General features: G+C 66.9%; 21 protein-coding genes. 13 read left to right on the forward strand and 8 right to left on the reverse strand.

Going from position 1 to position 23,608, the window contains the following annotated elements:
• The first annotated feature begins 12 nt into the window (after positions 1-12).
• The 3 genes from ftsA (at position 13) to lpxC (ending at position 3,524) form a co-directional block, all read left to right on the forward strand.
• A complete protein-coding gene (ftsA, locus tag BM060_RS04875) occupies positions 13-1,260 on the forward strand; it encodes a cell division protein FtsA (RefSeq protein WP_074977786.1) in 1,248 nt (415 codons plus the stop codon).
• Positions 1,261-1,315: 55 nt separating this feature from the next.
• Positions 1,316-2,500: a cell division protein FtsZ gene (gene ftsZ, locus BM060_RS04880; protein ID WP_009617925.1), complete on the forward strand. Its 1,185-nt coding sequence runs from the start codon at positions 1,316-1,318 to the stop codon at positions 2,498-2,500.
• A 112-nt stretch (positions 2,501-2,612) separates the two neighbouring features.
• Positions 2,613-3,524 (forward strand): UDP-3-O-acyl-N-acetylglucosamine deacetylase, encoded by a 912-nt coding sequence (gene lpxC, locus BM060_RS04885; protein ID WP_009617927.1) that lies wholly within the window; start codon positions 2,613-2,615, stop codon positions 3,522-3,524.
• A 173-nt stretch (positions 3,525-3,697) separates the two neighbouring features.
• Here the strand turns inward: lpxC and BM060_RS04890 are convergent, their stop codons facing one another.
• Positions 3,698-4,153 carry a DciA family protein gene (locus tag BM060_RS04890; protein WP_009617929.1) on the reverse strand — a complete coding sequence of 152 codons (456 nt, stop codon included), beginning with the start codon at positions 4,151-4,153 and terminating at the stop codon, positions 3,698-3,700.
• A gap of 305 nt (positions 4,154-4,458) precedes the next feature.
• On the opposite strand from BM060_RS04890, the gene secA reads away from it, so the two are divergent.
• The 4 genes from secA (at position 4,459) to BM060_RS04910 (ending at position 10,242) form a co-directional block, all read left to right on the forward strand.
• Positions 4,459-7,212: a preprotein translocase subunit SecA gene (gene secA / locus BM060_RS04895; RefSeq protein WP_074977788.1), complete on the forward strand. Its 2,754-nt coding sequence runs from the start codon at positions 4,459-4,461 to the stop codon at positions 7,210-7,212.
• Between the two features lie 95 nt (positions 7,213-7,307).
• The gene (gene argJ / locus BM060_RS04900; protein WP_043272380.1) at positions 7,308-8,525 is read left to right on the forward strand and encodes a bifunctional glutamate N-acetyltransferase/amino-acid acetyltransferase ArgJ; all 1,218 of its coding nucleotides are present in this window, start codon (positions 7,308-7,310) and stop codon (positions 8,523-8,525) included.
• A gap of 114 nt (positions 8,526-8,639) precedes the next feature.
• The gene (locus BM060_RS04905; RefSeq protein ID WP_064582104.1) at positions 8,640-9,263 is read left to right on the forward strand and encodes a glutathione S-transferase family protein; all 624 of its coding nucleotides are present in this window, start codon (positions 8,640-8,642) and stop codon (positions 9,261-9,263) included.
• A 28-nt stretch (positions 9,264-9,291) separates the two neighbouring features.
• Positions 9,292-10,242, forward strand: a complete 951-nt coding sequence (locus tag BM060_RS04910) for a Nudix family hydrolase (RefSeq protein ID WP_074977790.1) — start codon at positions 9,292-9,294, stop codon at positions 10,240-10,242.
• A gap of 443 nt (positions 10,243-10,685) precedes the next feature.
• Here the strand turns inward: BM060_RS04910 and BM060_RS04915 are convergent, their stop codons facing one another.
• From BM060_RS04915 to BM060_RS04930, 4 genes are read right to left on the reverse strand one after another with little or no spacing between them, the layout of a single operon-like run.
• Positions 10,686-11,258 carry a cob(I)yrinic acid a,c-diamide adenosyltransferase gene (locus BM060_RS04915; protein WP_074977793.1) on the reverse strand — a complete coding sequence of 191 codons (573 nt, stop codon included), beginning with the start codon at positions 11,256-11,258 and terminating at the stop codon, positions 10,686-10,688.
• Between the two features lie 3 nt (positions 11,259-11,261).
• Positions 11,262-13,307: a sensor histidine kinase gene (locus BM060_RS04920; RefSeq protein ID WP_024128173.1), complete on the reverse strand. Its 2,046-nt coding sequence runs from the start codon at positions 13,305-13,307 to the stop codon at positions 11,262-11,264.
• Between the two features lie 58 nt (positions 13,308-13,365).
• Complete coding sequence (locus BM060_RS04925; RefSeq protein WP_074977799.1) at positions 13,366-14,280, reverse strand: putative 2-dehydropantoate 2-reductase; 915 nt, start codon at positions 14,278-14,280, stop codon at positions 13,366-13,368.
• Positions 14,281-14,316: 36 nt separating this feature from the next.
• Positions 14,317-15,282, reverse strand: coding sequence for a response regulator (locus BM060_RS04930; protein WP_043272385.1), 966 nt, complete (start codon positions 15,280-15,282; stop codon positions 14,317-14,319).
• 150 nt (positions 15,283-15,432) lie between these two features.
• On the opposite strand from BM060_RS04930, the gene BM060_RS04935 reads away from it, so the two are divergent.
• Both BM060_RS04935 and BM060_RS04940 read left to right on the forward strand, forming a co-directional pair.
• The gene (locus tag BM060_RS04935) at positions 15,433-15,912 is read left to right on the forward strand and encodes a YajQ family cyclic di-GMP-binding protein (RefSeq protein WP_009617950.1); all 480 of its coding nucleotides are present in this window, start codon (positions 15,433-15,435) and stop codon (positions 15,910-15,912) included.
• Positions 15,913-16,031: 119 nt separating this feature from the next.
• A complete protein-coding gene (locus BM060_RS04940) occupies positions 16,032-16,880 on the forward strand; it encodes a mechanosensitive ion channel family protein (RefSeq protein WP_074977801.1) in 849 nt (282 codons plus the stop codon).
• A 262-nt stretch (positions 16,881-17,142) separates the two neighbouring features.
• On the opposite strand, the gene ampG is transcribed toward BM060_RS04940, so the two are convergent.
• Complete coding sequence (ampG, locus tag BM060_RS04945; RefSeq protein ID WP_074977802.1) at positions 17,143-18,957, reverse strand: MFS transporter AmpG; 1,815 nt, start codon at positions 18,955-18,957, stop codon at positions 17,143-17,145.
• A gap of 39 nt (positions 18,958-18,996) precedes the next feature.
• On the reverse strand, positions 18,997-19,377 hold the full coding sequence (locus BM060_RS04950; RefSeq protein WP_009617955.1) for an MGMT family protein: 381 nt from the start codon (positions 19,375-19,377) through the stop codon (positions 18,997-18,999).
• Positions 19,378-19,569: 192 nt separating this feature from the next.
• On the opposite strand from BM060_RS04950, the gene BM060_RS04955 reads away from it, so the two are divergent.
• A complete protein-coding gene (locus tag BM060_RS04955; protein ID WP_064582111.1) occupies positions 19,570-20,574 on the forward strand; it encodes a DUF481 domain-containing protein in 1,005 nt (334 codons plus the stop codon).
• Positions 20,575-20,942: 368 nt separating this feature from the next.
• Here the strand turns inward: BM060_RS04955 and BM060_RS04960 are convergent, their stop codons facing one another.
• Positions 20,943-21,701 carry an SDR family oxidoreductase gene (locus BM060_RS04960; protein ID WP_074977803.1) on the reverse strand — a complete coding sequence of 253 codons (759 nt, stop codon included), beginning with the start codon at positions 21,699-21,701 and terminating at the stop codon, positions 20,943-20,945.
• 106 nt (positions 21,702-21,807) lie between these two features.
• On the opposite strand from BM060_RS04960, the gene BM060_RS04965 reads away from it, so the two are divergent.
• From BM060_RS04965 to BM060_RS04975, 3 genes are all read left to right on the forward strand, one after another.
• Entirely contained in the window at positions 21,808-22,545 is a 738-nt protein-coding gene (locus tag BM060_RS04965) for a HugZ family pyridoxamine 5'-phosphate oxidase (RefSeq protein WP_074977804.1), read from the forward strand.
• 64 nt (positions 22,546-22,609) lie between these two features.
• The gene (locus tag BM060_RS04970) at positions 22,610-23,077 is read left to right on the forward strand and encodes an FxsA family protein (RefSeq protein ID WP_074977807.1); all 468 of its coding nucleotides are present in this window, start codon (positions 22,610-22,612) and stop codon (positions 23,075-23,077) included.
• 192 nt (positions 23,078-23,269) lie between these two features.
• Positions 23,270-23,563 (forward strand): co-chaperone GroES, encoded by a 294-nt coding sequence (locus BM060_RS04975; protein WP_009617968.1) that lies wholly within the window; start codon positions 23,270-23,272, stop codon positions 23,561-23,563.
• Positions 23,564-23,608: the final 45 nt, after the last annotated feature.

Raw genomic sequence — 23,608 nt, forward strand, 5'->3', positions numbered from 1 at the left:
ACGGCAATAAACATGGCAAGCGTGCAGAGCGGCAAGATGGTAGTCGGCCTGGACATCGGCACCTCCAAGGTGGTGGCGCTGGTGGGCGAGGTAGCGGCCGATGGCAAGCTGGAGATCGTCGGCATCGGCACCCATCCGTCGCGCGGCCTGAAGAAGGGCGTGGTGGTGAACATCGAGTCCACCGTGCAGTCCATCCAGCGCGCCATCGACGAGGCGCAGCAGATGGCCGGCTGCCGGATCCACTCGGCCTTCGTCGGCATCGCCGGCAACCACATCCGCAGCCTGAATTCCCACGGCATCGTGGCGATCCGCGACCGCGAAGTCAGCCCGGCCGACATCGACCGCGTGCTCGACGCCGCCCAGGCCGTGGCGATCCCGGCCGACCAGCGGGTGCTGCACACCCTGGCGCAGGACTACGTGATCGACAACCAGGAAGGCGTGCGCGAGCCGCTGGGCATGTCCGGCGTGCGCCTGGAAGCCAAGGTGCACGTGGTGACCTGCGCGGTGAACGCCGCGCAGAACATCGAGAAGTGCGTGCGCCGCTGCGGCCTGGAAGTCGACGACATCATCCTCGAGCAGTTGGCCTCGGCCTACTCGGTGATCACCGAGGACGAGAAGGAACTGGGCGTGTGCCTGGTGGACGTCGGCGGCGGCACCACTGACATCGCCATCTTCACCGAAGGCGCCATCCGCCATACGGCGGTGATCCCGATCGCCGGCGACCAGGTCACCAACGACATCGCCATGGCCTTGCGCACACCCACGCAGTACGCCGAGGAAATCAAGATCCGCTACGCCTGCGCGCTGGCCAAGCTGGCCGGCGCGGGCGAAACCATCAAGGTGCCCAGCGTCGGCGACCGGCCGCCGCGGGAGCTGTCGCGCCAGGCCCTGGCCGAGGTCGTGGAGCCGCGTTACGACGAGCTCTTCACCCTGGTCCAGGCCGAGCTGCGCCGCAGCGGCTACGAGGACCTGATCCCGGCCGGGATCGTCCTGACCGGCGGCACCGCCAAGATGGAAGGCGCCGTGGAGCTGGCTGAAGAGATCTTCCACATGCCGGTGCGCCTGGGCGTGCCGCATGGCGTCAAGGGGCTGACCGACGTCGTGCGCAATCCTATCTATTCCACTGGCGTGGGCCTGCTCATGTATGGCCTGCAGAAGCAATCCGACGGCATCTCCATGTCCGGCGGCAGCAGCTTCAGCGATGAACCCAAGACACCTGTTCTGGAACGGCTCAAACGCTGGGTCCAGGGCAATTTCTGATTTACCGGCGCGGTAAAACGTAGGCGACACAACTAGAAAGGAAGGAGAGGGGAAAATGTTCGAACTCGTCGATAACGTCCCACAAACGGCAGTAATCAAAGTCATCGGTGTCGGTGGTGGCGGCGGCAACGCCGTGAATCACATGGCCAAGAACAACGTCGACGGCGTGGAATTCATCTGCGCCAACACCGACGCCCAGGCGTTGAAGAACATCGCGGCGCGCACCGTGCTGCAGCTCGGCCCGGGCGTGACCAAGGGCCTGGGCGCCGGCGCCAACCCTGAAGTCGGCCGCCAGGCCGCGATTGAGGATCGCGAGCGCATCGCCGAGGTGCTGGAAGGCGCCGACATGGTCTTCATCACCACCGGCATGGGTGGCGGCACCGGTACCGGTGCGGCGCCGATCATCGCCGAGGTGGCCAAGGAAATGGGCATCCTGACCGTTGCAGTGGTCACCCGTCCGTTCCCGTTCGAAGGCCGCAAGCGCATGCAGATCGCCGACGAGGGCATCCGCTCCCTGGCGGAAAGCGTCGACTCGCTGATCACCATTCCCAACGAGAAGCTGCTGACCATCCTCGGCAAGGACGCAAGCCTGCTGGCTGCGTTCGCCAAGGCGGACGACGTGCTGGCCGGCGCCGTGCGCGGCATCTCCGACATCATCAAGCGTCCGGGCATGATCAACGTCGACTTCGCCGACGTGAAGACCGTGATGAGCGAGATGGGCATGGCCATGATGGGCACCGGCGCCGCCAGCGGCCCGAACCGCGCCCGCGAGGCCACCGAGGCGGCGATCCGCAACCCGCTGCTGGAGGACGTCAACCTGCAGGGCGCGCGCGGCATCCTGGTGAACATCACTGCCGGTCCCGACCTGTCTCTGGGCGAGTACTCCGACGTCGGCAACATCATCGAGCAGTTCGCCTCCGAGCACGCCACCGTCAAGGTGGGCACCGTGATCGATCCGGACATGCGCGACGAGCTGCACGTCACCGTGGTCGCCACCGGCCTGGGCGCACGCCTGGAAAAACCGGTCAAGGTGGTCGACAACACCGTGCAGACCCAGGCGGTCAGCAGCCAGGCTCCGGTACAGCGCGAGCAGCAATCGGTGAACTACCGCGACCTGGACCGCCCGACCGTGATGCGCAACCAGGCGCACGGCAGCGCGGCCACCGCGGCCAAGCTCAACCCGCAGGACGACCTGGACTACCTGGATATCCCGGCATTCCTGCGTCGCCAGGCCGATTGAGGCAATTTATCAGGAGTATGAATGTGATTGGTGTTCAGCAAAGGGCGGTTCTGCTATCATCGCCGCCCATTGTTGACAACAGTTCGCAACTTGCGCGAAAGCGGCCAAAGCCATGATCAGACAACGCACCTTGAAGAACATCATCCGGGCCACCGGCGTCGGTCTGCACTCGGGGGAGAAGGTCTACCTCACCCTGAAGCCGGCTCCGGTGGACAGCGGTATCGTGTTCGTCCGTACCGACCTCGACCCGGTGGTGGAAATCCCGGCTCGGGCCTCGAACGTCGGCGAGACCACCATGTCGACCACCCTGGTCAAGGGTGACGTCAAAGTGGATACGGTGGAGCATCTGCTCTCGGCCATGGCTGGCCTGGGCATCGACAACGCCTATGTCGAGCTGTCCGCCTCGGAAGTGCCGATCATGGACGGCAGCGCGGGGCCCTTCGTATTCCTGATCCAATCCGCCGGCCTGCAGGAGCAGGAGGCGGCCAAGAAGTTCATCCGCATCAAGCGTGAAGTGACCGTGGAAGAGGGCGACAAGCGCGCCACTTTCGTTCCCTTCGACGGCTTCAAGGTGAGCTTCGAGATCGATTTCGATCATCCGGTCTTCCGTGGTCGCACCCAGAAGGCGACGGTGGACTTCTCCAGCACTTCCTTCGTCAAGGAAGTCAGCCGTGCGCGGACCTTCGGGTTCATGCGCGACATCGAGTACCTGCGTTCGCAGAACCTGGCGCTCGGTGGCAGCGTGGAGAACGCCATCGTGGTCGACGAGTATCGCGTGCTCAACGAAGACGGCCTTCGTTACGAGGACGAGTTCGTCAAGCACAAGATCCTGGACGCCATCGGTGACCTGTACCTGCTTGGTAACAGCCTTATCGGCGAGTTCCGCGGCTTCAAGTCCGGCCATGCCCTGAACAACCGCCTGCTCCGCGCACTCATCGCGGACAAGGAGGCCTGGGAAGTGGTCACCTTCGAAGACGCGAGCACCGCGCCGATTTCCTACATGCGGCCCGCTGCGGCCGTTTGAGGGAACCTCCTCCTTTCAAGCTGTACATATTGAAGGCCACCCTCGGGTGGCCTTTTTTTATGCGCGCGAAATGGCGCGGGCAGGAGGCTTGGAGTTTGGAGGGGGAAAGTTCTCACGAGTTCATCGGCAAGAGCCGACGAGGGGCGCGAAAGGACCAGTGGTAGGCGAGCGGTTCAGTCTTCGCGCGGGCGGCTGCGGCTGGCCAGGCGTTCCAGCGCCGCGCGCAGGCGCGGGTTGGCGATGCCCTCGGCGGCTTCCTGCAGAGCCTCGGCGGCGGCGGGGGAGAGCTGGTGGGTGCGCACCGGCGCCTGGCGCTCGACCTGGGGCTGGACCTTGAACAGGATGTGCTGCAGCCCGGCGAACTCGTCGAACATCTGCAGCTGGCGCAGCAGGCGCTTCTGCTGGTAGCGCAGGCGTGTGGCCCAGTGTGCGTCGGTGAGCACCAGTAGCAGGTTGCCGCCGCGCCAGGAGGCGACCCGGCAGTGCGGGCGCGCGGCCGGCTGCAGCTGGCTGTCGAGCAACTGCTGCAGCTGGGCGAGGCGCTGGGCCTCGTTGAACAGCGACTGCAGCGGCTTGGCTTCGCGCAGCAGCTTGGTGGTGGCCTGTGCGGGCAGCGGGCGGAACGCCATGGTGAAAATTCCGGGGTTGTTGAGCGCCGATGGTATCAGAATGCGGTCATCGCAGGCCGTCGCGCCGACGCCCGTCGGCGCCGAGCCTTGAACTTTGCCGGTGCGACACAATATAAAGCAGGCGGACTGCCAGTCCTCCCCCGAGTTCCTGCCGGGCAATGTGCGCGCATGGAAAGTCCCCGGCATGACCTGGGCACTTCTTTCGTGCACGTTTCCGAGTAGAATGCCCCCTTTGCCGTCGATGCAAGCCGCGGCCAGCCAGTCGGGCAGCCCTCCATTCCCCAAGTTCGGATGACCCAGTCGATATGTTTGCGCCTTTGTTGAAAAAACTCTTTGGAAGCAAGAACGAGCGTGAAGTGAAGCGCATGGCCAAGCAGGTCCAGGCCATCAATGCGCTCGAGCCACAGATGGTGGCGCTTTCCGATGAGCAACTGAAGGCCAAGACCGAAGAGTTCAAGGCGCGCGTGGCCAAGGGCGAAAGCCTCGACGAGCTCCTCCCTGAAGCCTTCGCCGTGTGCCGCGAGGCGGGCAAGCGGGTGATGGGCATGCGCCACTTCGACGTCCAGCTGATCGGCGGCATGACCTTGCACGAGGGCAAGATTGCCGAGATGCGCACCGGCGAGGGCAAGACCCTGGTGGGCACCCTGGCGGTATACCTGAACGCGCTGTCCGGCAAGGGCGTGCATGTGGTCACCGTGAACGACTACCTGGCCCGCCGCGACGCCAACTGGATGCGTCCGCTGTACGAGTTCCTCGGCCTCTCCGTGGGCATCGTCACGCCCTTCCAGCCGCCGGAGGAGAAGCGCGCGGCCTACGCCTCGGATATCACCTACGGCACCAACAACGAATTCGGCTTCGACTACCTGCGCGACAACATGGCCTTCAGCCTGCAGGACAAGTTCCAGCGCGAGCTGAACTTCGCCGTGGTCGACGAAGTGGACTCCATCCTCATCGACGAGGCGCGGACCCCGCTGATCATCTCCGGCCAGGCCGAAGACAGCTCCGAGCTGTACATCAAGATCAACAAGCTGATCCCGCGCCTGAAGCGCCACATCGAGGAAGTCGAGGGCCAGGTGACCCAGCAGGGCCACTACAGCATCGACGAGAAGACCCGCCAGGTCGAACTCAACGAGCAGGGCCACGCCTACGTCGAGGAACTGCTGAGCCAGGCCGGCCTGCTCGGCGAGGGCGAGAGCCTCTACTCGGCGCACAACCTCAGCCTGCTGACCCACGTCTACGCCGCGCTGCGCGCCCACACCCTGTTCCACCGCAACGTCGAGTACATCGTCCAGGGCGACCAGGTCCTGCTGATCGACGAGCACACCGGCCGCACCATGCCCGGCCGCCGCCTCTCCGAAGGCCTGCACCAGGCCATCGAGGCCAAGGAAAACCTGCCGATCCAGGCCGAGAGCCAGACCCTGGCCTCCACCACCTTCCAGAACTACTTCCGCCTCTACGCCAAGCTGTCCGGCATGACCGGCACCGCCGACACCGAGGCCTTCGAGTTCCGCCAGATCTACGGCCTGGACGTGGTGGTGATCCCGACCCACCGCCCGGTCGCGCGGAAGGACTTCAACGACCTGGTCTACCTGACCCAGGAAGAGAAGTACGCCGCGATCATCACCGACATCCAGCAGAGCCAGGCCCTGGGCCGCCCGATCCTGGTCGGTACCGCGTCCATCGAGACCTCCGAGTACGTGTCCAAGCTGCTGGAGCAGGCCGGCATCGAGCACAAGGTGCTCAACGCCAAGTACCACGAGAAGGAAGCCGAGATCATCGCGCAGGCCGGTGCGCCGGGCTCGGTGACCATCGCCACCAACATGGCCGGCCGTGGTACCGACATCCTCCTGGGCGGCAACTGGGAAGCCGAGATCGCCAGCCTGGAGAACCCCAGCGACGAGCAGATCGCCCAGATCAAGGCCGAGTGGCAGAAGCGCCACCAGCAGGTGATCGAGTCCGGCGGCCTGCACGTGATCGCCTCCGAGCGCCACGAATCCCGCCGCATCGACAACCAGCTGCGGGGCCGTTCCGGCCGCCAGGGCGACCCGGGCTCCAGCCGCTTCTACCTGTCGCTGGAAGACAACCTGATGCGCATCTTCGCCTCCGACCGGGTGAAGAACTTCATGAAGGCCCTGGGCATGCAGCCGGGCGAGGCCATCGAGCACCGCATGGTCAGCAACGCCATCGAGAAGGCGCAGCGCAAGGTCGAAGGCCGCAACTTCGACATCCGCAAGCAGCTGCTCGAATTCGACGACGTGGCCAACGAGCAGCGCAAGGTGATCTACCACATGCGCAACAGCCTGCTGGCCGCGGAGAACATCGGCGACACCATCGCCGAATTCCGCGAGGAAGTGCTGAACAACACCATCAGCCAGCACATCCCGCCGCAGTCGCTGCCCGAGCAGTGGGACATCGCCGGCCTGGAAGCCGCGCTGTACAGCGACTTCGGCCTGAAGCTGCCGGTCCAGCAGTGGCTGGACGACGACGAGAAGCTTTACGAGGAGACCCTGCGCGAGAAGATCCTCGCCGAGCTGGTCGCCGCCTACAACGAGAAGGAAGATCTGGCCGGCGCCGAGGCCCTGCGCACCTTCGAGAAGCAGATGCTGCTGCGCGTGCTGGACGACCTGTGGAAGGACCACCTGTCCACCATGGACCACCTGCGCCACGGCATCCACCTGCGCGGCTACGCGCAGAAGAACCCGAAGCAGGAGTACAAGCGCGAGTCCTTCAACCTGTTCCAGGAACTGCTGGATTCGATCAAGCGCGACACCATCCGCGTGCTGTCCTTCGTCCAGGTCCGCCGCGAGGACCCGGCCGAGGAAGAGGCGCGTCTGCGCCGCGAAGCCGAGGAAATGGCCAAGCGCATGCAGTTCCAGCACGCCGAGGCGCCGCCCATCGACCAGGCCCCCGATGCCGAGGAAGGCGAAGAGGGCGAGCAGGGCCCGGCCCAGGTCGTGCCGCTGGAGCCGGTGCGCGCCGAGCCGAAGATCGGCCGCAACGAGCTGTGCCCCTGCGGTTCCGGCAAAAAGTACAAGCATTGCCACGGCCAGGTGAACTGATCCGCCTGCCGTCGTAACCCCCGACGCCGCGACCGGCCCTGCCGCTCGCGGCGTTTTTCACATTCGATCCACCCTTTTTCCTGAGGAGCACATCCATGGCTGTCGGTCTCGGCCCCATCTCCACCCTGCACCCGGTCCCCGGCTTCGAACTCGGCATCGCTTCCGCCGGCATCAAGCGCCCCGGTCGCAAGGACGTCGTGGTGATGCGCTGCGCCGAAGGCTCCAGCGTGGCGGGTGTGTTCACCACCAACGCCTTCTGCGCCGCGCCCGTGCTGCTGTGCAAGCAGCGCTTCCTCGGGCCGGTGCGCTACCTGGTGACCAACACCGGCAACGCCAACGCCGGCACCGGCGAGCCGGGCCTGGCCAACGCCTCGGCGGTGTGCGCCAAGCTGGCCGAGCTGGCCGGCGTGGACGAAAGCCAGGTGCTGCCGTTCTCCACCGGGGTGATCGGCGAGCCGCTGCCGGTGGCCAAGATCGAAGCCGCGCTGCCGGCCGCCCTGGCCGCCCTGGGCCCGGACAACTGGGCCGAGGCCGCCGCCGGCATCATGACCACCGACACCCTGCCCAAGGGCGCCAGCCGCCAGTTCGTGCATGACGGCGTCACCGTCACCGTCACCGGCATCAGCAAGGGCGCCGGCATGATCAAGCCGAACATGGCCACCATGCTCGGCTACATCGCCACCGACGCCAAGGTCGCCCAGGGCGTGCTGCAGGACCTGCTGCGCGACGCGGCGAACAAGTCGTTCAACCGCATCACCATCGACGGCGATACCTCCACCAACGACAGCTGCATTCTGGTCGCCACCGGCCAGGCCGCGCTGCCGGAGATCACCCAGGCCAGCGGCGCGCTGTTCAGCGCCCTGAAGCAGGCGGTGATCGAGGTGTCCATGGAGCTGGCCCAGGCCATCGTCCGCGACGGCGAGGGCGCCACCAAGTTCGTCACCGTGCAGGTCAACGGCGGCGGCACCCACCAGGAGTGCCTGGACGTCGGCTACGCCGTGGCCCACTCGCCGCTGATCAAGACCGCGCTGTTCGCCTCCGACCCTAACTGGGGCCGCATCCTGGCCGCGGTCGGCTACGCCGGCGTGCCGAACCTGGACGTCAGCAGGATCGACGTCTTCCTCGACGAAGTCTGCATCGCCAGCCGCGGCTGCCGCGCCGCCAGCTACACCGAGGACCAGGGCGCGCGGGTGATGGCCCAGGAAGAGATCACCATCCGCATCGAGCTGGGCCGCGGCGACTGCAGCGAGACCATCTGGACCACCGACCTGTCCCACGAGTACGTGAAGATCAACGCGGAATACAGGACTTGAAAGCGGCTATAGGCTGAAGGCTGTAGGTACGAGCGATAGAGCTTGATGTCCGGCGCGGGGTGATACGCTCTTCGCCTTCAGCCTTCAGCCTTCAGCCGGCGCGAGGAACGAGCGATGAAACTGGTCATTGGCAGCAAGAACCTGTCGTCCTGGTCGTTGCGTGGCTGGCTGGCCATGCAACTGACCGGTGCGGAATTCGAAGAAGTGCTGATCCCGCTGGGCGGCGTCGACACCGCGCGGCGCATCCGCGAGCACTCGCCCACCGGCAAGGTGCCGGTGCTCAAGTGCGAGGACGGGGTGATCTGGGATTCCCTGGCGATCGCCGAATACCTGGCCGAACGCTTCCCCGAGGCGCACCTGTGGCCGCGCGGCGAGGCGGCCCGGGCGCTGGCGCGGTCGATCTGCGCGGAGATGCACAGCGGCTTCCTCGCCCTGCGCTCGCACATGCCCATGGACCTGCAGCGGCACAAGCCGCTGGCCAAGGTGCCGCCCGAAGTGGAAACCGACATCGCCCGCGTCGTCGAGCTGTGGACCCTGTGCCGCCAGGGCTTCGGCCAGGACGGGCCGTTCCTGTTCGGCCACGCCAGCATCGCCGACGCCTTCTACGCGCCGGTGGCCACGCGCCTGCGCAGCTACGCCGTGGAGCTGCCGCCGCTGGCCAAGGCCTACGTGGACACCATCTACCAGTGGGCGGCCTTCCAGCCCTGGCTGCAGGCCGCGCTGGCCGAGCGCCCCTGAGCGCCGGCAACCGACGAGGAGTAATGCTGTGAAACGAGTACATGTCGCCGCCGCCGTGATCCGTGGCGCCGATGGCCGCGTGCTGATCGCCCGGCGCCCGGACGACAAGCACCAGGGCGGCCTGTGGGAATTCCCCGGCGGCAAGGTGGAGGAGGGCGAGCCGGTGCAGGCCGCGCTGGCCCGCGAGCTGGAAGAGGAGCTGGGCATCCGCGTCGAGCGCGCCCGGCCGCTGATCCGCGTGGCCCACGACTACCCGGACAAGCAGGTGCTGCTGGACGTCTGGGAGGTCTCGGCGTTCTCCGGCGAACCCCATGGCGCCGAGGGCCAGCCGCTGGCCTGGGTGGCTCCCCGGGAGCTGCCTGACTACGAATTCCCCGCCGCCAACCGGCCCATCGTGCAGGCCGCGCGGCTGCCCGAGCGCTACCTGATCACACCCGACGGGCTGGAGCCGCAGGAAGTCCTGCAAGGCATCCGCGCCGCTGTGGCCGGGGGCGTACGCCTGATCCAGCTGCGCGCGCCGAACATGTACAGCCCGGAGTACCGCGACATGGCGGTGGACGCCGTCGGGCTGTGCGCGGGCAAGGCGCAACTGATGCTCAAGGGTCCGCTGGAATGGCTGGGCGACTTCCCCGCCGCCGGCTGGCACCTGACCGCCGAGCAACTGCGCAAGTACGCCCCCAACGGCCGCCCGTTCCCCCAGGAGCGCCTGCTGGCGGCGTCTTGCCACGGCGCTGAGGAGCTGGCGCTGGCCAGCGCGATGGGCGTGGACTTCGTCACCCTGTCGCCGGTGCAGCCGACCGAGAGCCATCCGGGCGAACCGGCAATGGGTTGGGACGTGGCGCAGAAATTGGTGGAAGGCTTCAACCAGCCGGTATTCCTGCTCGGCGGCCTGGGCCCGCAGGACCTGGAACGCGCCTGGCAGATAGGCGCCCAGGGCGTGGCGGGCATCCGCGCGCTCTGGCCGAAGGCCGGGGCGTAGGCCGGAGCAGCCAGGCCGTACCGAGGTGCTCTTCGTAGGAGCGAGCTTGCTCGCGAATGAGCCCCGTAGCGGTTCCTGTTCGCGAGCAAGCTCGCTCCTACGAAAAGCCGTGCTCCCCAGCAACGTAGGAGCGGACCTTGTCCGCGATAGCCGGACGTATCGGCGCGGATCGCGGATGAGATCCGCTCCTACGCTGCCCCACCCATGCCATTCCCATTGTAGGAGCGCGCCCTGCGCGCGATTCGCGGGCAAGGCCCGCTCCTACAGTTTCGCCGTGAGGCATGGCGTTTCCCCGTAGGAGCGGACTCTGTCCGCGATAGCCGGAGGTATCGGCGCGATTCGCGGATGAGATCCGCTCCTACGCTGCCCCACTCATGCCATTCCCATTGTAGGAGCGCGCCCTGCGCGCGAATCGCGGGCAGGGCCCGCTCCTACAGTTTGTTTCAGGCGGGCTTTTCCGCCGCCTTCCACAGCACTTCGGCGACGCCCTGGCGCTTGGCGGCCATGCGGGCCGCCACGAACAGCAGGTCCGACAGCCGGTTCAGGTAGCGCAGCCCGGCGCCTTCCAGCGGCTCCTCGGCGTTGAGCTGCTGGCAGCGGCGCTCGGCCTTGCGCGCCAGGGCGCGGCATACGTGGATCTGCGCCACCAGCCGGGAGCCGCCGGGGAGGATGAAGTCCTTCAGCGGTTCCAGTTCCTCGTTCCAGGCGTCGATGGCCTGCTCCAGGCGCGCCACCTCGTGGTCGTCCAGGGCGCGGTATTCCGGCATCGCCAGTTCGCCGCCGAGGTCGAACAGGCGGTGTTGCACCGGCGCCAGCACCGTCAGCAACTGGTCCAGCGCGGCGCTGCGGGCTTCCTGCAGGTCGGCCAGCAGCAGCCCCAGCTGGCTGTTCAGCTCGTCCACGCAGCCGATGGCTTCGATCCGCGGGTGGTGTTTCGGCACCCGGCTGCCGTCGGCCAGGCCGGTCTCGCCGGCGTCGCCCGTGCGGGTGTAGATCTTCGACAGGCGATAGCCCATGCCTCAGAGCTCCTTGTTCTGCGGGGGCGGCAGCGCCACCGGCGCCACGGGCTCGTCGCCCAGCGGCAGGCGCAGGGTGAAGCAGGTGCCCTGGCCGAGTTCCGATTGCACTTCCATCTGCCCCTTATGGTTGTTGGTGATGATGAAATACGACACCGACAGGCCCAGGCCGGTGCCCTGGCCCACTTCCTTGGTGGTGAAGAAGGGCTCGAAGATGCGCTTGCGCACCGTCTCCGGCATGCCGCAGCCGTTGTCTTCCACCTGCACTTCCGCCCACGGCGGGTTGAGCCGGGTGCGCAGGACGATGCGGCCGTGCTCGCCTTCCTCTTCGTCGTCGCGCAGGTGGATGGCCTGGGCAGCGTTCTTCAGCAGGTTGAGCAGCACCTGCTCGAATTCGTTGGCGATGACCGGCACCGGGCCCAGGCGCGGATCGAACTCGTGGACGATCTCCAGCGACTTGAAGTCGAAGCCGCCGGCCAGGTCGAAGTCGTTGCCGGCGATCTCCACCGCCTGCTCGATCAGCGAGGGCAGTTCGCAGGGAGCCATCTGCCGGTGGCTGCGGCGGCTGAAGGCGAGCATGTGGGTGACGATCTTGGCGGCGCGCGAGCCGGCGTACTGGATGCCGTCCATCAGCTTGGGAATCTCCCGCGCCTCCAGGTAGTGGTTGAGGTCGTCCAGGGCGACGCCCACCTCGGCCGCCACTTCCAGGTTCTTCGGCAGTTCCGGCGACAGCCGCCGGCGAATGTTCTGCACGTTGTGCAGGATGGCCCCCAGCGGGTTGTTGATCTCGTGGGCCATGCCGGCGGCCAGGCCGCCCACCGAGAGCATCTTCTCTGACTGCACCATCAGTTCTTCCATGCCCAGGCGCTCGGTGATGTCGTCGATGCGGATCACCGCGCCGCGGCCGGTGCCGCCCATCAGCGGGTAGAAGGTCAGGGCGTAGTGCCGTGGCGAGTCGATCAATGCCCAGGTGACGCGCTCCACGCGCTCCACCTTGTGCTGCTCGGCGGCGCGGGTCAGCTGCAGGAGGAAGGGCTTGAGCGAAGGGAAGGCGAGGAACACCGGCTGGTTCACCGCGTCGTCCAGGCTGGTGCCGGAAAGCCGGCTGGCCTCCTGGTTCCACTGGGTGACGTAGAGCTGCTCGTCCACCGCGATCAGCGCCGAGGGCATGGAGTCGATGATGCTGTTGAGGTAGTGCTGGAAACCGGTGAGCTTCTTCTCGATCTTGCTGCGCACCTGCACTTCCAGTTCCAGCTTGCGGTTGGAGCGGCGGGTTTCCTCGGCCAGGTCCTGGGCCTGGGCCATGGCGTCCTGGGCGTCGTCGCGGGCACGCTTGAGCTGCTGCTCGCGGGCCTCGATGCGGGTGAGCATGGTGTTGAAGGCGTCGGACAGGCGGCCGATCTCGTCGGCATTGCCGCGTTCGGCGCGCAGCGAGTAGTTCTCCTCGCGGGTGACCTGGCGCGACAGCTCTTCCAGGCTGCGGATCGGCCGGGTGATCAGGCGGCGGATCTGCCGGGCGATCAGCATCCACAGCAGCACGCTCACGGCCAGGATCGCCAGGCTGGCGGTCAGCGTGCCGGTGTAGAAGGCGCCGGGCAGCTCGCTGCTGGCCACCAGCAGCAGGTAGCCGTTGCGCCCGCCGGGCTGCGGCAGTTCGAACAGGGCGTTGAGGCGGTATTCGTGGGCGCGCCAGCGTTCCAGATCCTCCAGGTGCCTGGGCAGCGAGCCTTCCCGCGGCGACTGGGCGATGCGCGTGCCGTTGGCGTCGTAGAGCGCGGCGGCGCGCAACGGCTGGTAGTCGTCGAGCTGGTGCAGCAGGGTATCGGCCTGCTCCGGGGAACTCAGCGCCGGGTAGCTGAGCGCCGGGTTGGCGATCAGCCGGCCGATGGTCTGCAGGGCCTGGGGCGCCACGCTGTCCTGGGAGATCCAGTAGGCCGCGCTGATGAACGCCAGGTTGGCCGCCAGCAACACGGTGGCCAGCAGCACCAGCAGGGCGGCGAGGATCTTCTGGCCGACCGGCAGGTTTTCCAGGCGCTGGCGCAGGTTGATGAAGGACGGCATAGGGGCTCGGCGATCGAAAGCGGGGGCGGGCAGGTTAGCCCGCCGCTCAGGCCTCGGGCAATCCGCGTTGGCGCAGCGCGTCGCGCAGGCGCCGGTGCAGGGCGTTCAGCCCAGGCAGCGCCAGGTGGCGGCGCAGGCCCTCGGCGCAGGCATGGCCGAGCAGGTAGGCGATTTCGGTGCGCCGCCCGTTGGCCACGTCCTGGTACATGGAGGAATAGTTGGCCGCGGTGGCGGCGATCACCCGTTCCACTTCGCCCTGCAGCTCCCGCGCTGCCGTGTCGTAGCCGCAGGCGTGGAGCAGTTGGCCGAGTTCATCGCACAGGCCGGCGACTTCCTCGGCATGGCCGGCCAGTTCGCCGTTGCGGCAGTGGTGCAGCACGCTCAGCGGGTTGATCGCGCAGTTCAGCGCCAGCTTGCGCCACAGCCGTTCGAGGATGTCGCCGCTCCACTGCACGGGGATGTCGGCGCGGGGCAGGTCGTCCAGCCAGGCCGGCGCCGGGCCGCCGCGCTCGTCGCCGAGCCAGGTCTGCCCGCGGCCGGCGAAGACCACGCGGAAGTCGCCGTCGCGGAACGCCCCTTCGGTGCTGGAGGCGTACAGGCAGCGTGCCCGCGGCAGGTGCGCAGCCACCGCCTGCTGGCTGCCCAGGCCGTTCTGCAGGAGGATGATCTCGGCGCCGGGCGCCAGGTGCGCGGCCACGCTGGCGGCGGCTTCCTCGGCGTCGTAGGCCTTGCTGGCCAGGAGCAGGCGCTGGATCGGGGCGTTCAGGTGCCCGGCGGTTTCCGCGGGGATCGGGTAGAGGCTCTCGCGGCCGTCCTCGCAGAGGGTGAGGCCGCCGCGGGCGCGGTACGCCGCCAGGCGCTGGCGGTCACGCAGCAGCAGCTGCACGGGCAGGCCGGCGCGGGCCAGGCGGGCGGCCCAGAGGCTGCCGAGGCTGCCGGCGCCGAGGATGGTCCAGTTCATGGTGGGCTTCGCGTGTCGATGGGCGTACAGCGAAGTCTAGCGCACCCCGGGCAGCCGGCTGGCGTTGATTCGCCCGCTGGCATAGGCGTCGGGCAGCAGCTGGCGGGCCTGTTCCATCACCTCTTCGGCCTGCAGCGGCAGGGACTTGGCGTCCAGCCCCACCAGGCCGATGCCGGCCTTCAGGCTGACGAAGCCGCGGCTGGTCTTGAAGGCCTTGAGGTTGAGCCCTTCGTGCAGGCGGCGGAAGCTGCTCGGCGAGCATTCCTGGAGGTCGTCGATCAGGGTGATGAGGCCGAAGTGCTGTTCGTCGATGCGTGTCAGCACGTCCAGCGGCCGCACCAGTTGCTGCAGGCGCCGGCCGATGCCGTGCAGCAGCTCCTGGTGGAAGCCGGGGAAATGCTGGCCGTCCTGCTCCAGCAGGACGGGAATGCCGATCAGCAGGTAGCACACCGCGCCGCCGCGGGATTCCACCTGGCGAATGCTGTCGGCGAGCTTCTGCCGCAGGTAGCGCAGGTTGCCCAGGCCGGTGGCGGCGTCCACCAGGTTGCGCTCTTCCAGGCGGTTGATGTTCTCGGTGAGCAGGCGGTTCTCCACCAGCAGGCGCTGCAGGGTGTTGCACAGGCGGTCGGCGGCCAGCACCCGCGGCACCAGTTGCTCGCTCATCGCCGTCTTGCTGACGAAGTCGTCCACGCCGCGGTCGAAGGCCTCGGCCAGGGCGTTGTCGCCCTCCTTGCCGGTGAGCAGCATGATGTAGGTGTAGTGGTCGCCGCTTTCGTCCAGCTGGCGTACCCGCGCGGTGAGCTCCAGGCCGTCCATCTCCGGCATCAGCCAGTCGGCCAGGAGCACGCTCACCGGTTCCCGTTCCAGCAGTTGCAGGGCCTCGCTGGCGCTGCTGGCGAAGCGCACGTTCTGGTAGCCGGCCTGGCTCAGCGCCCGGCCGATCATGGCGCTGGAGAATTTCGCGTCGTCGACCACCAGGATGCTCAGATGGTTGGTTGGCATGGGGCAGGGAACTCGGAGGAGGCGGGGATTCGCCGGTTCTGGGCCGGGCGCGTGCTTGTGGCTCAGTTATAATGAGCGCGCATTTTTACCGTCAAGCCAGGCGCGTGCCCGAGTGTGAACCGGATCGCGCCGTCCATCTGGAGAGATGACATGCCTTCGTTCGACGTGGTGTCCGAACTGGACAAGCACGAACTGACCAACGCCCTGGACAACGCCGGCAAGGAGCTCGAGCGCCGCTTCGACCTCAAGGGCAAGTGCAGCTTCGAGCCCAAGGACAAGTCGGTTACCTTGACCGCCGAGGCCGATTTCATGCTGGAGCAGATGCTCGACATCCTGCGCAGCAACCTGATCAAGCGCAAGATCGACATCCAGTGCATGGAGCTCAAGGACGCCTACCCCTCGGGCAAGGTGGTCAAGCAGGAAGTGAACTTCCGCGAGGGCATCGACAAGGACCTGGCGAAGAAGATCGTCGGCCTGATCAAGGACCGCAAGATGAAGGTCCAGGCCGCCATCCAGGGCGAGCAGGTGCGCGTCACCGGCAAGAAGCGCGACGACCTGCAGGAAGTGATCGCCATGCTGCGCGGCGAGTCCCTGGGCATGCCGGTGCAGTTCAACAACTTCCGCGATTGAGCGGAACCTCGTTGTCCGGGCGGCGTCGCAAATAGAGCGCCGCTCGGCGAATACCGATCGCCATGGTTCGCCATGGCGTTCGTATTTCTAATAATCGAAAACCAAGGGGGCCCCATTCCATGGACATGAATTACGACCAGCTAGTACGGAGCGCAGAGGCCTGGATGCCGGTGGTGCTGACTTACCTGGGCAACGCCGTGCTGGCGCTGATCACCCTGCTGATCGGCTGGTGGCTGATCAACCTGCTGACCCGCCGGGTGGGCGGGCTGATGGCCAGCCAGCGGGTGGACAAGACTCTCCAGGGCTTCATCGGCAGCCTGGTGAACGTGGCGCTGAAGATCCTCCTGGTGGTCAGCGTGGCCTCGATGATCGGCATCCAGACCACCAGCTTCGTCGCCGCCATCGGCGCCGCCGGCCTGGCCATCGGCCTGGCCCTGCAGGGCAGCCTGTCGAACTTCGCCGGCGGCGTGCTGATCCTGCTGTTCCGTCCGTTCAAGGTCGGCGATGCCATCGAGGCGCAGGGCGTCTCCGGCACCGTGGACAGCATCCAGATCTTCCACACCGTGCTGCGCACCGGCGACAACCGCACGGTCATCATGCCCAACGGCGCGCTGTCCAACGGCATCATCACCAACGTCTCGAGCCAGGCCACGCGCCAGGTGATCTTCGACATCAAGCTGGCCTTCGACGCCGACCTGGACGCGGCCCGTGGCATCCTCCTGGAACTGGCCCAGGACCCGCGCGTGCTCAAGAACCCGGCGCCGGTGGTGGTGGTCTCGGCCCTGGGCGAGAACTCGGTGACCTTGTCGCTGCGCCTGTGGACCGCCAACGCCGATTTCGGCGCGGTGACCTTCATGCTCAACGAGCAGGTGCGCCTGTGCCTGCGCGACCGCGGCATCGACCTGGCCCTGCCGAGCCGGGTGGTGCGGGTGGTCAGGGGCTCCGAGGAAGAAGCCTTGGCCGAATAAGGGCGAGTCCATGGAAAAGGCCGGCGATATGCCGGCCTTTTTCGTTTCTGCGCCGGCTTTGCCGGCGCAATCGCGGGCAGGGCCCGCTCCTACAGGTCGAGGGAGAATTCTGGCGTAGGATGGGTGGAGCGAAGCGATACCCATCGCCATGACCGCATGGGTTTCGCAAGCTCAACCCATCCTACGAAGGCGCCTCGGTGCAGATTCCCCTGTAGGAGCGCGCCCTGCGCGCGAATCGCGGGTAGGGCCCGCCCAAGGCAGCTCAGCCGCTGCGCTCGGCGCTGTGCCGCGTGGCTACCGGTTCTTCCGGCTCGCTCGGCACGCCGTCGGGCATGCCCTTGTCGCGGCGCATCCATAGCCAGCCGATCAGCAGCAGGGTGGGGATGCCGAGCACAGCGGTGACGAAGAAGAAATGCTCGTAGCCCATGTGCTCGACCATCTTGCCCGAGTAGCCGCCGATGAAGCGCGGCAGCAGCAGCATGGTGGAGCTGAGCATGGCGTACTGGGTGGCGGAGAACTTCAGGTTGGTCAGGCTCGACAGGTAGGCGACGAAGGCCGAGGCCGCCAGGCCGCCGCTGAAGTTGTCTAGCATGATGGTCAGCACGAACATGCTGACGTGGGGCTCGAATTCGCGCAGCAGGGTGAAGACGTCTTCGCTGATCACGCTCGGGTCGGTGATCGGCCCCATGTGCGCGAGCATGGCGAACAGCAGGTTGGTGCCGGCCGAGGCGGCGCCGGCGATGAACAGGATCGGCAGGATGCTGAAGCGGGCGATGAGCAGGCCGCCGGCCGCCGCGCCGACCAGGGTCATGATCACCCCGAACAGCTTGCTGACGGTGGCGATCACTTCCTTGGAGAAGCCCATGTCGATGTAGAACACCCCGGCCATCACCCCCATCACGGTGTCGGAGAGCCGGTAGGTGGAGATCAGCCCGAGCAGCAGCAGCGCCTGCCAGCGGTAGCGGCGGATGAACTCGGTGATGGGCGTGAGCACCGGCGCCATCAGCAGGCGGCCGGGGGCCGAGAGGCAGCTCAGGGCGATCAGCAGGTAGAGGCTCGCCAGCCACCATTTGCCGGCGCCCGCGGAGCTGGTCATGGCGGTGCCGGTCACCAGCAGGATGATCAGCACTATCACCGACACCGCCTGGTGGACGAAGTCGAACTGCGGCACGCCCTTGCCGTGGGCGGCGATCAGCAGCGGCCGGCGCACCCGCGAGAGCAACTCGCGCACCGGGCGGATCTGCTTGCGTCCGCGCGGGCTCAGGCAGAGGACGATGAACAGGGCGTAGAGCGCCGCCCGCGGCCAGGCCTGGTTGGTCAGCGCGGTGAGCATGGCCGGCACCGAGATCAGCAGCACCAGCAGCTGCAGCACCGAGAGCAGCTGGTGGTTGAAGGCGTAGGCGGAGTTGCCCACCGCCTGCGGCTGGACGTTCACCTCGGGCTCGCGGATCAGCAGGCTGGTGACCAGGCCGGGGAGGATCAGCAGGGCGAACAGCGCGTAGGTCAGGCCCCAGGCCGCCTGGCTGTAGTGCAGGCTGCTGGAGCCCAGCCATTCGGCGAGGAACAGCGCGCCGGCGCTGGCCAGCAGCACGGCGCCGCGGTAGCCGGTCATGTAGCAGGCGGCCAGGGCAGCCTGGCGGGTGTTCTCGGCGATCTCCAGGCGGTAGGCGTCGATGGCGATGTCCTGGGTGGCCGAGGCGAAGGCCACCACCAGGGCCAGGCCGATCAGCCACGGCAGGTGGCTCTGCGGGTTGCACAGGGCCATGCCGAGCAGGCCGATGGCGATCAGCGCCTGGGAGAACACCAGCCACGAGCGGCGCCGGCCGAGCCGGCCGACGACGGGCAGGCGCCACTGGTCGAGCATCGGCGACCACACCCACTTGAACGCGTAGACCAGCCCCAGCCAACTGGCGAAGCCGATGGTTTCCCGCGCCACGCCGGCTTCGCGCAGCCACACCGAGAGGGTGGTGAAGACCAGCATCGTCGGCAGCCCGGCGGCGAAGCCGAGCAGCAACAGCGCGAGACTGGCGGGAGACTTGTAGGCAACCAGTGCCTCTCGCCAGGAGTGCTTCTTCATGAAAGGTTTCCAGCACGCAAAAAATTATCGCGAACTCTACTAGCAGAGCCCGGCGTGAAGCCAGCCATGCCGACGTATGTCCACCCGATCGTTGTGGATTCGGACTCCCTCGGCGCGCAATCGTGCCCGTTGTTCGTCGCCGCCCGGGCTGCCCAGCGGCAGGCTGATGCGCCCGCCGGCGGCGATCACCCGGTGCCAGGGCAGGCGCGAGCCCTCCGGCAACTGGCTGAGCACGCGGCCCACCAGGCGCGCTGCGCGGCCCAGGCCGGCCATGCGGGCCAGCTCGCCGTAGCTCACCACGTAACCTTCGGGCACCTGGGACAGCGCCAGGTAGATGGCTTCGCGGCGCACCTGCAGGCTTTCCAGGCCGAGGTCGGCGACATTTTCAGGGGCGGGGGCGGGCGGTTTTCTCGAAGGCATGGGGCGGCTTTCCGATGGCTGCGGGCCAGGTCGACAGCATATCGCCAGGCACCGTCGGGGCAATGATGCAGGAGGTACCCTTCATCCATCCAGTTGAACTCCCTGCATGGGCCCCGGTCAGTCGTTGCTCTGGTGTCGGGTATGCGGATAATGCCCGGCTTTTTTTCCAGCCATCCGAATTGAATGCCGCTCATGCTGTCGAGAACCCTGCTGTGCCTTGCCGTCGCCGCCGCTCCCCTGACTTCCCTGGCCGATACCGTCTGGTTGAAGAACGGTGACCGGCTGACCGGCAAGATCAAGCTCTACGACGGGGGCCGCCTGGTGCTGGCCACCGACTATGCCGGCGAGGTCACCCTGACCGGCGACAAGATCGCCACCCTGCAGACCGAGCAGAACCTGCTGGTCAAGCACGACGAGGATGCCACCGGCGAGCACTCCAAGGGCCTGAAGGCCGCCGAGCCGGGCAAGGTCACCCTGGTCAACGGCGCCGAGGAGACGATACCGCTGGCCAGCATCGAGCAGATAGTGCCGCCGCGCCCGCTGCTGCAGGACTGGGTATGGAAGGGCCAGGTGGACTTCTCCGTCGACCACACCATGGCCGAGAACGACGTCGAGGACTACGACGTCGACTTCAAGACCAACGCCCGCCACGGCATGTGGCGGCACAACCTGCAGGGCGAGTACAACCGCGAGAAGAAGGACGACTCGGTCAGCGTCAACAACTATTCCGCCGAATACGCCCTGGACCGCTTCCTGGACGAGCACTGGTTCTGGCAGGGCAAGGTGGAATACAAGCGCGACTGGGTCGAGGACCTGGAGAAGAAGCGCACCGTCGGTACCGGCCCCGGCTACCAGTTCTGGGACAACGAGCTGGGCGCCTTCTCCCTGGCCACCCTGGTCAACCGCAACGACTACGACTTCGTCGGCGGCGAGAAGGACCACTTTTATTCGGCGAGCGTGAAGTGGGACTACAACCGCTACCTGTTCGCCAAGCAGTTCGAGATCTTCACCAACGGCGAGGTGGGCAAGCCGCTGTCTTCGAAGGTGGACTACGAGGTGGAGAGCGAGGCGGGCGTCCGCTACAAGCTGACCTCCTGGGCGGCCCTGAGCCTGAAGGGCGAGTGGGACCGCCTGAGCGCCGAGGACGGCGGGGTGAACCAGCGGCGCTATACGCTGGGGATCGGGGTGGGGTGGTAGGCAGGCTTTTCGTAGGAGCGAGCTTGCTCGCGAAAGGGGCTCGCCGGCGGCTGCGGTGTTGGGTTCTAGAGCGCCCTCTCCCCAGCCCTCGGCTGCGCGCCCCGCCCTGAAGGGAGAGGGGGGTTGTCCGTGCCGAGAGAAGGTATGGTTTCAGTCGGTAATCACTGTGCTAGCCGGCTAACGCCGAACTATCAGCATCTGCCCAACGGTTCCCTCTCCCTTCAGGGAGAGGGTTAGGGAGAGGGTGCTCTCAGTCTTGGCGCCAAAGTCCCCGGAAGCCCTGTTCGCGAGCAAGCTCGCTCCTACAAAAAAGCACCCCAAACAAAAAAGCCCCGCATCAGCGGGGCTTTTTCGTCAGCGCGACGGAATCACAGACGCAACCCGCCATCCAGCTCCAGCACGCGGCCGGTGTAGTAGTCGTTCTCGAGGATGTAGGCCACCGAGTGGGCGATCTCGTCCGGGCGGCCCAGGCGCTTGAGCGGGATGCCGCTGGTCATCTTCTCCAGGGCCTCGGGCTTCATGCTGGCGACCATGTCGGTCTCGATGAAGCCCGGCGCCACACCGGCCACGCGGATGCCGTAGCGCGCCAGTTCCTTGGCCCAGACCACGGTGTCGGCTGCGACGCCGGCCTTGGCCGCGGAGTAGTTGGCCTGGCCCATGTTGCCGGCGCGGGAGATGGAGGAGATGTTGACGATCGCGCCCTTGTTGTCCAGCTCGATCATCTTCGCCGCCACTTCGCGGGTGCAGAGGAACACGCCGGTCAGGTTGACGTCGATCACCGCCTGCCACTGGGCCAGGCTCATCTTGCTCAGCTGGCCGTCCTTGACCTTGATGGTCAGGCCGTCGCGCAGGATGCCGGCGTTGTTCACCAGGCCGTTGATGGCGCCGAAGTCGCTGGCCACCTGGGCCACCATGTGGCTAACCTGTTCCTCGTTGGCCACGTTGCACAGGTAGGCGCGGGCGTCGCCGCCGGCGGCCTTGCAGGCGGCGACGGCCTCGTCCAGTTTCTCCTGGTTCAGGTCGACCAGCGCCAGTTTCGCTCCCTTGGCGGCGAGGAACTCGCCCATGGCGCGGCCCAGGCCCTGGCCGCCGCCGGTGATGATGATGACCTTGTCTTGCAATTGCATGGTTGGAATCCCCACGGCAATGTCTGGTGATTGGCCTCGCCGGCAACGGTGAACGAATTTTCTGTGCCCGTCCGTTTGCGACGGATTCTTAGCGAGGAGTCATAAGGTGAGCGTGAAAGCTGCCAAGAATGCCCGAGAATTGCTGCTCAAGGAATACCGGGCAGTGCTTTCCACCCAGTCGAAGAAGTGGCCGGGCTATCCCTTCGGCTCGGTGGTTCCATACTGCCTGGACGGCGCCGGCCGGCCGCTGATCCTGATCAGCCGGATCGCCCAGCACACCCACAACCTGCAGGCCGACGCCAAGTGCTCGCTGCTGGTCGGCGAGCGCGGCGCCGACGACATCCAGGCCGCCGGCCGCCTGACCCTGCTGGCCGAGGCCCGGCAACTGGAGGATGTCGAGGAGATCGAGGCCGCGGCGGAGCGCTACTACCGTTTCTTCCCCGGCTCGCGCGACTACCATACGGCCCACGACTTCGACTTCTGGGTGCTGCAGCCGGTGCAGTGGCGCTTCATCGGCGGCTTCGGCGACATCCACTGGCTGGGCGCCGACAGCGTGCCGCTGGCCAACCCCTTCGTCGGCGAGGTGGAGCGGGGCATGGTCGGGCACATGAACCAGGACCACGCCAACGCCATCGCGCATTACCTGGAGCTGGCCGGCCTGCCGGTGGGCGAGGGCCCGGAGCTGGTGGGAATCGATACGGAAGGTTTCCACCTGCGCGTCGGCTCCATCCTCCACTGGCTGCCGTTCCCGGCGCCCTGCGCCAACCCCGGCGAGGTTCGCCAGGCGCTGGTGCAACTGGCGCGGGCGCAGGCCTGGCCGGGTACCGAGGTGATCCAGGCTTGAAATAGGCGGGTGTCGGCGCCAACTACTGAATATCCGGGCCGACGCCCCGCCAAGGACCCCTGAAATGCGAGTTACCCTGTTCTTCCTGCTGCTCTTCCCGCTGATCGAACTGGCCGTGCTGATCAAGGTCGGCAGCGTCATCGGCGTGGGCTGGACCCTGCTGCTGCTGGTCGCCAGCGCCTTCCTCGGCGCGGCGCTGCTGCGCGTGGCCGGCCTGGCCACCCTGTGGCGCGCCCGCGAGCGCCTGGCCCGCGGCGAGATGCCCGAGCAGGAAATGCTCGAGGGCCTGCTGATCGCTGTCGGTGGCGCCCTGCTGATGCTGCCGGGCTTCATCAGCGACGTCTTCGGCCTGCTCTGCCTGCTGCCGTTCACCCGCAGCCTGCTGCTGGGCGGCCTGCGCCGGCGCATGCGCGAGCAGGAAGAGCGGCGCCGCGCCTTCGCCGGCGACCCGTCGGCGCAATCCCGCGGCCCGCAAGGGCCGAACGTGATCGAGGGCGAGTTCGAACGCCGCGACAACGATCGCCTGCGCTGAAAATTTTTTCTTCACGGCCTTGAAATGCCCCACGACGACCTCATGTAGCAGGCACCGCAAGGTCCCTGTCATTCGGACAGGCTGTCTTACGCGGCTCGCCCGTCGGGCCGCAAACCGGCGAAGCCGGCTTCAACAAAACCTGCCGGACACTGATCCGGCCGTTGTAAACCACTGTTTGGGAGAGTTACGACTATGAAGCTTCGTCCTCTGCATGATCGCGTCGTCATCCGTCGCAGCGAGGAAGAAACCAAGACCGCAGGCGGCATCGTGCTGCCGGGTTCCGCCGCCGAGAAGCCGAACCGTGGCGAAGTGGTCGCCGTCGGTGCCGGCCGCGTGCTGGACAACGGCGAAGTTCGCGCTCTGGCAGTGAAAGTGGGTGACAAGGTGGTGTTCGGCCCCTACTCGGGCAGCAACGCCATCAAGGTCGACGGCGAAGAACTGCTGGTGATGGGCGAGTCCGAGATCCTCGCCGTCCTGGAAGACTGATCAGTCCGCCCCAACCCCACTGAATTCGATTTAGAGGAAACAGAA

It is taken from the genome of Pseudomonas citronellolis (assembly GCF_900112375.1).
In the GTDB taxonomy this organism is placed as follows: Bacteria; Pseudomonadota; Gammaproteobacteria; order Pseudomonadales; family Pseudomonadaceae; genus Pseudomonas; species Pseudomonas citronellolis.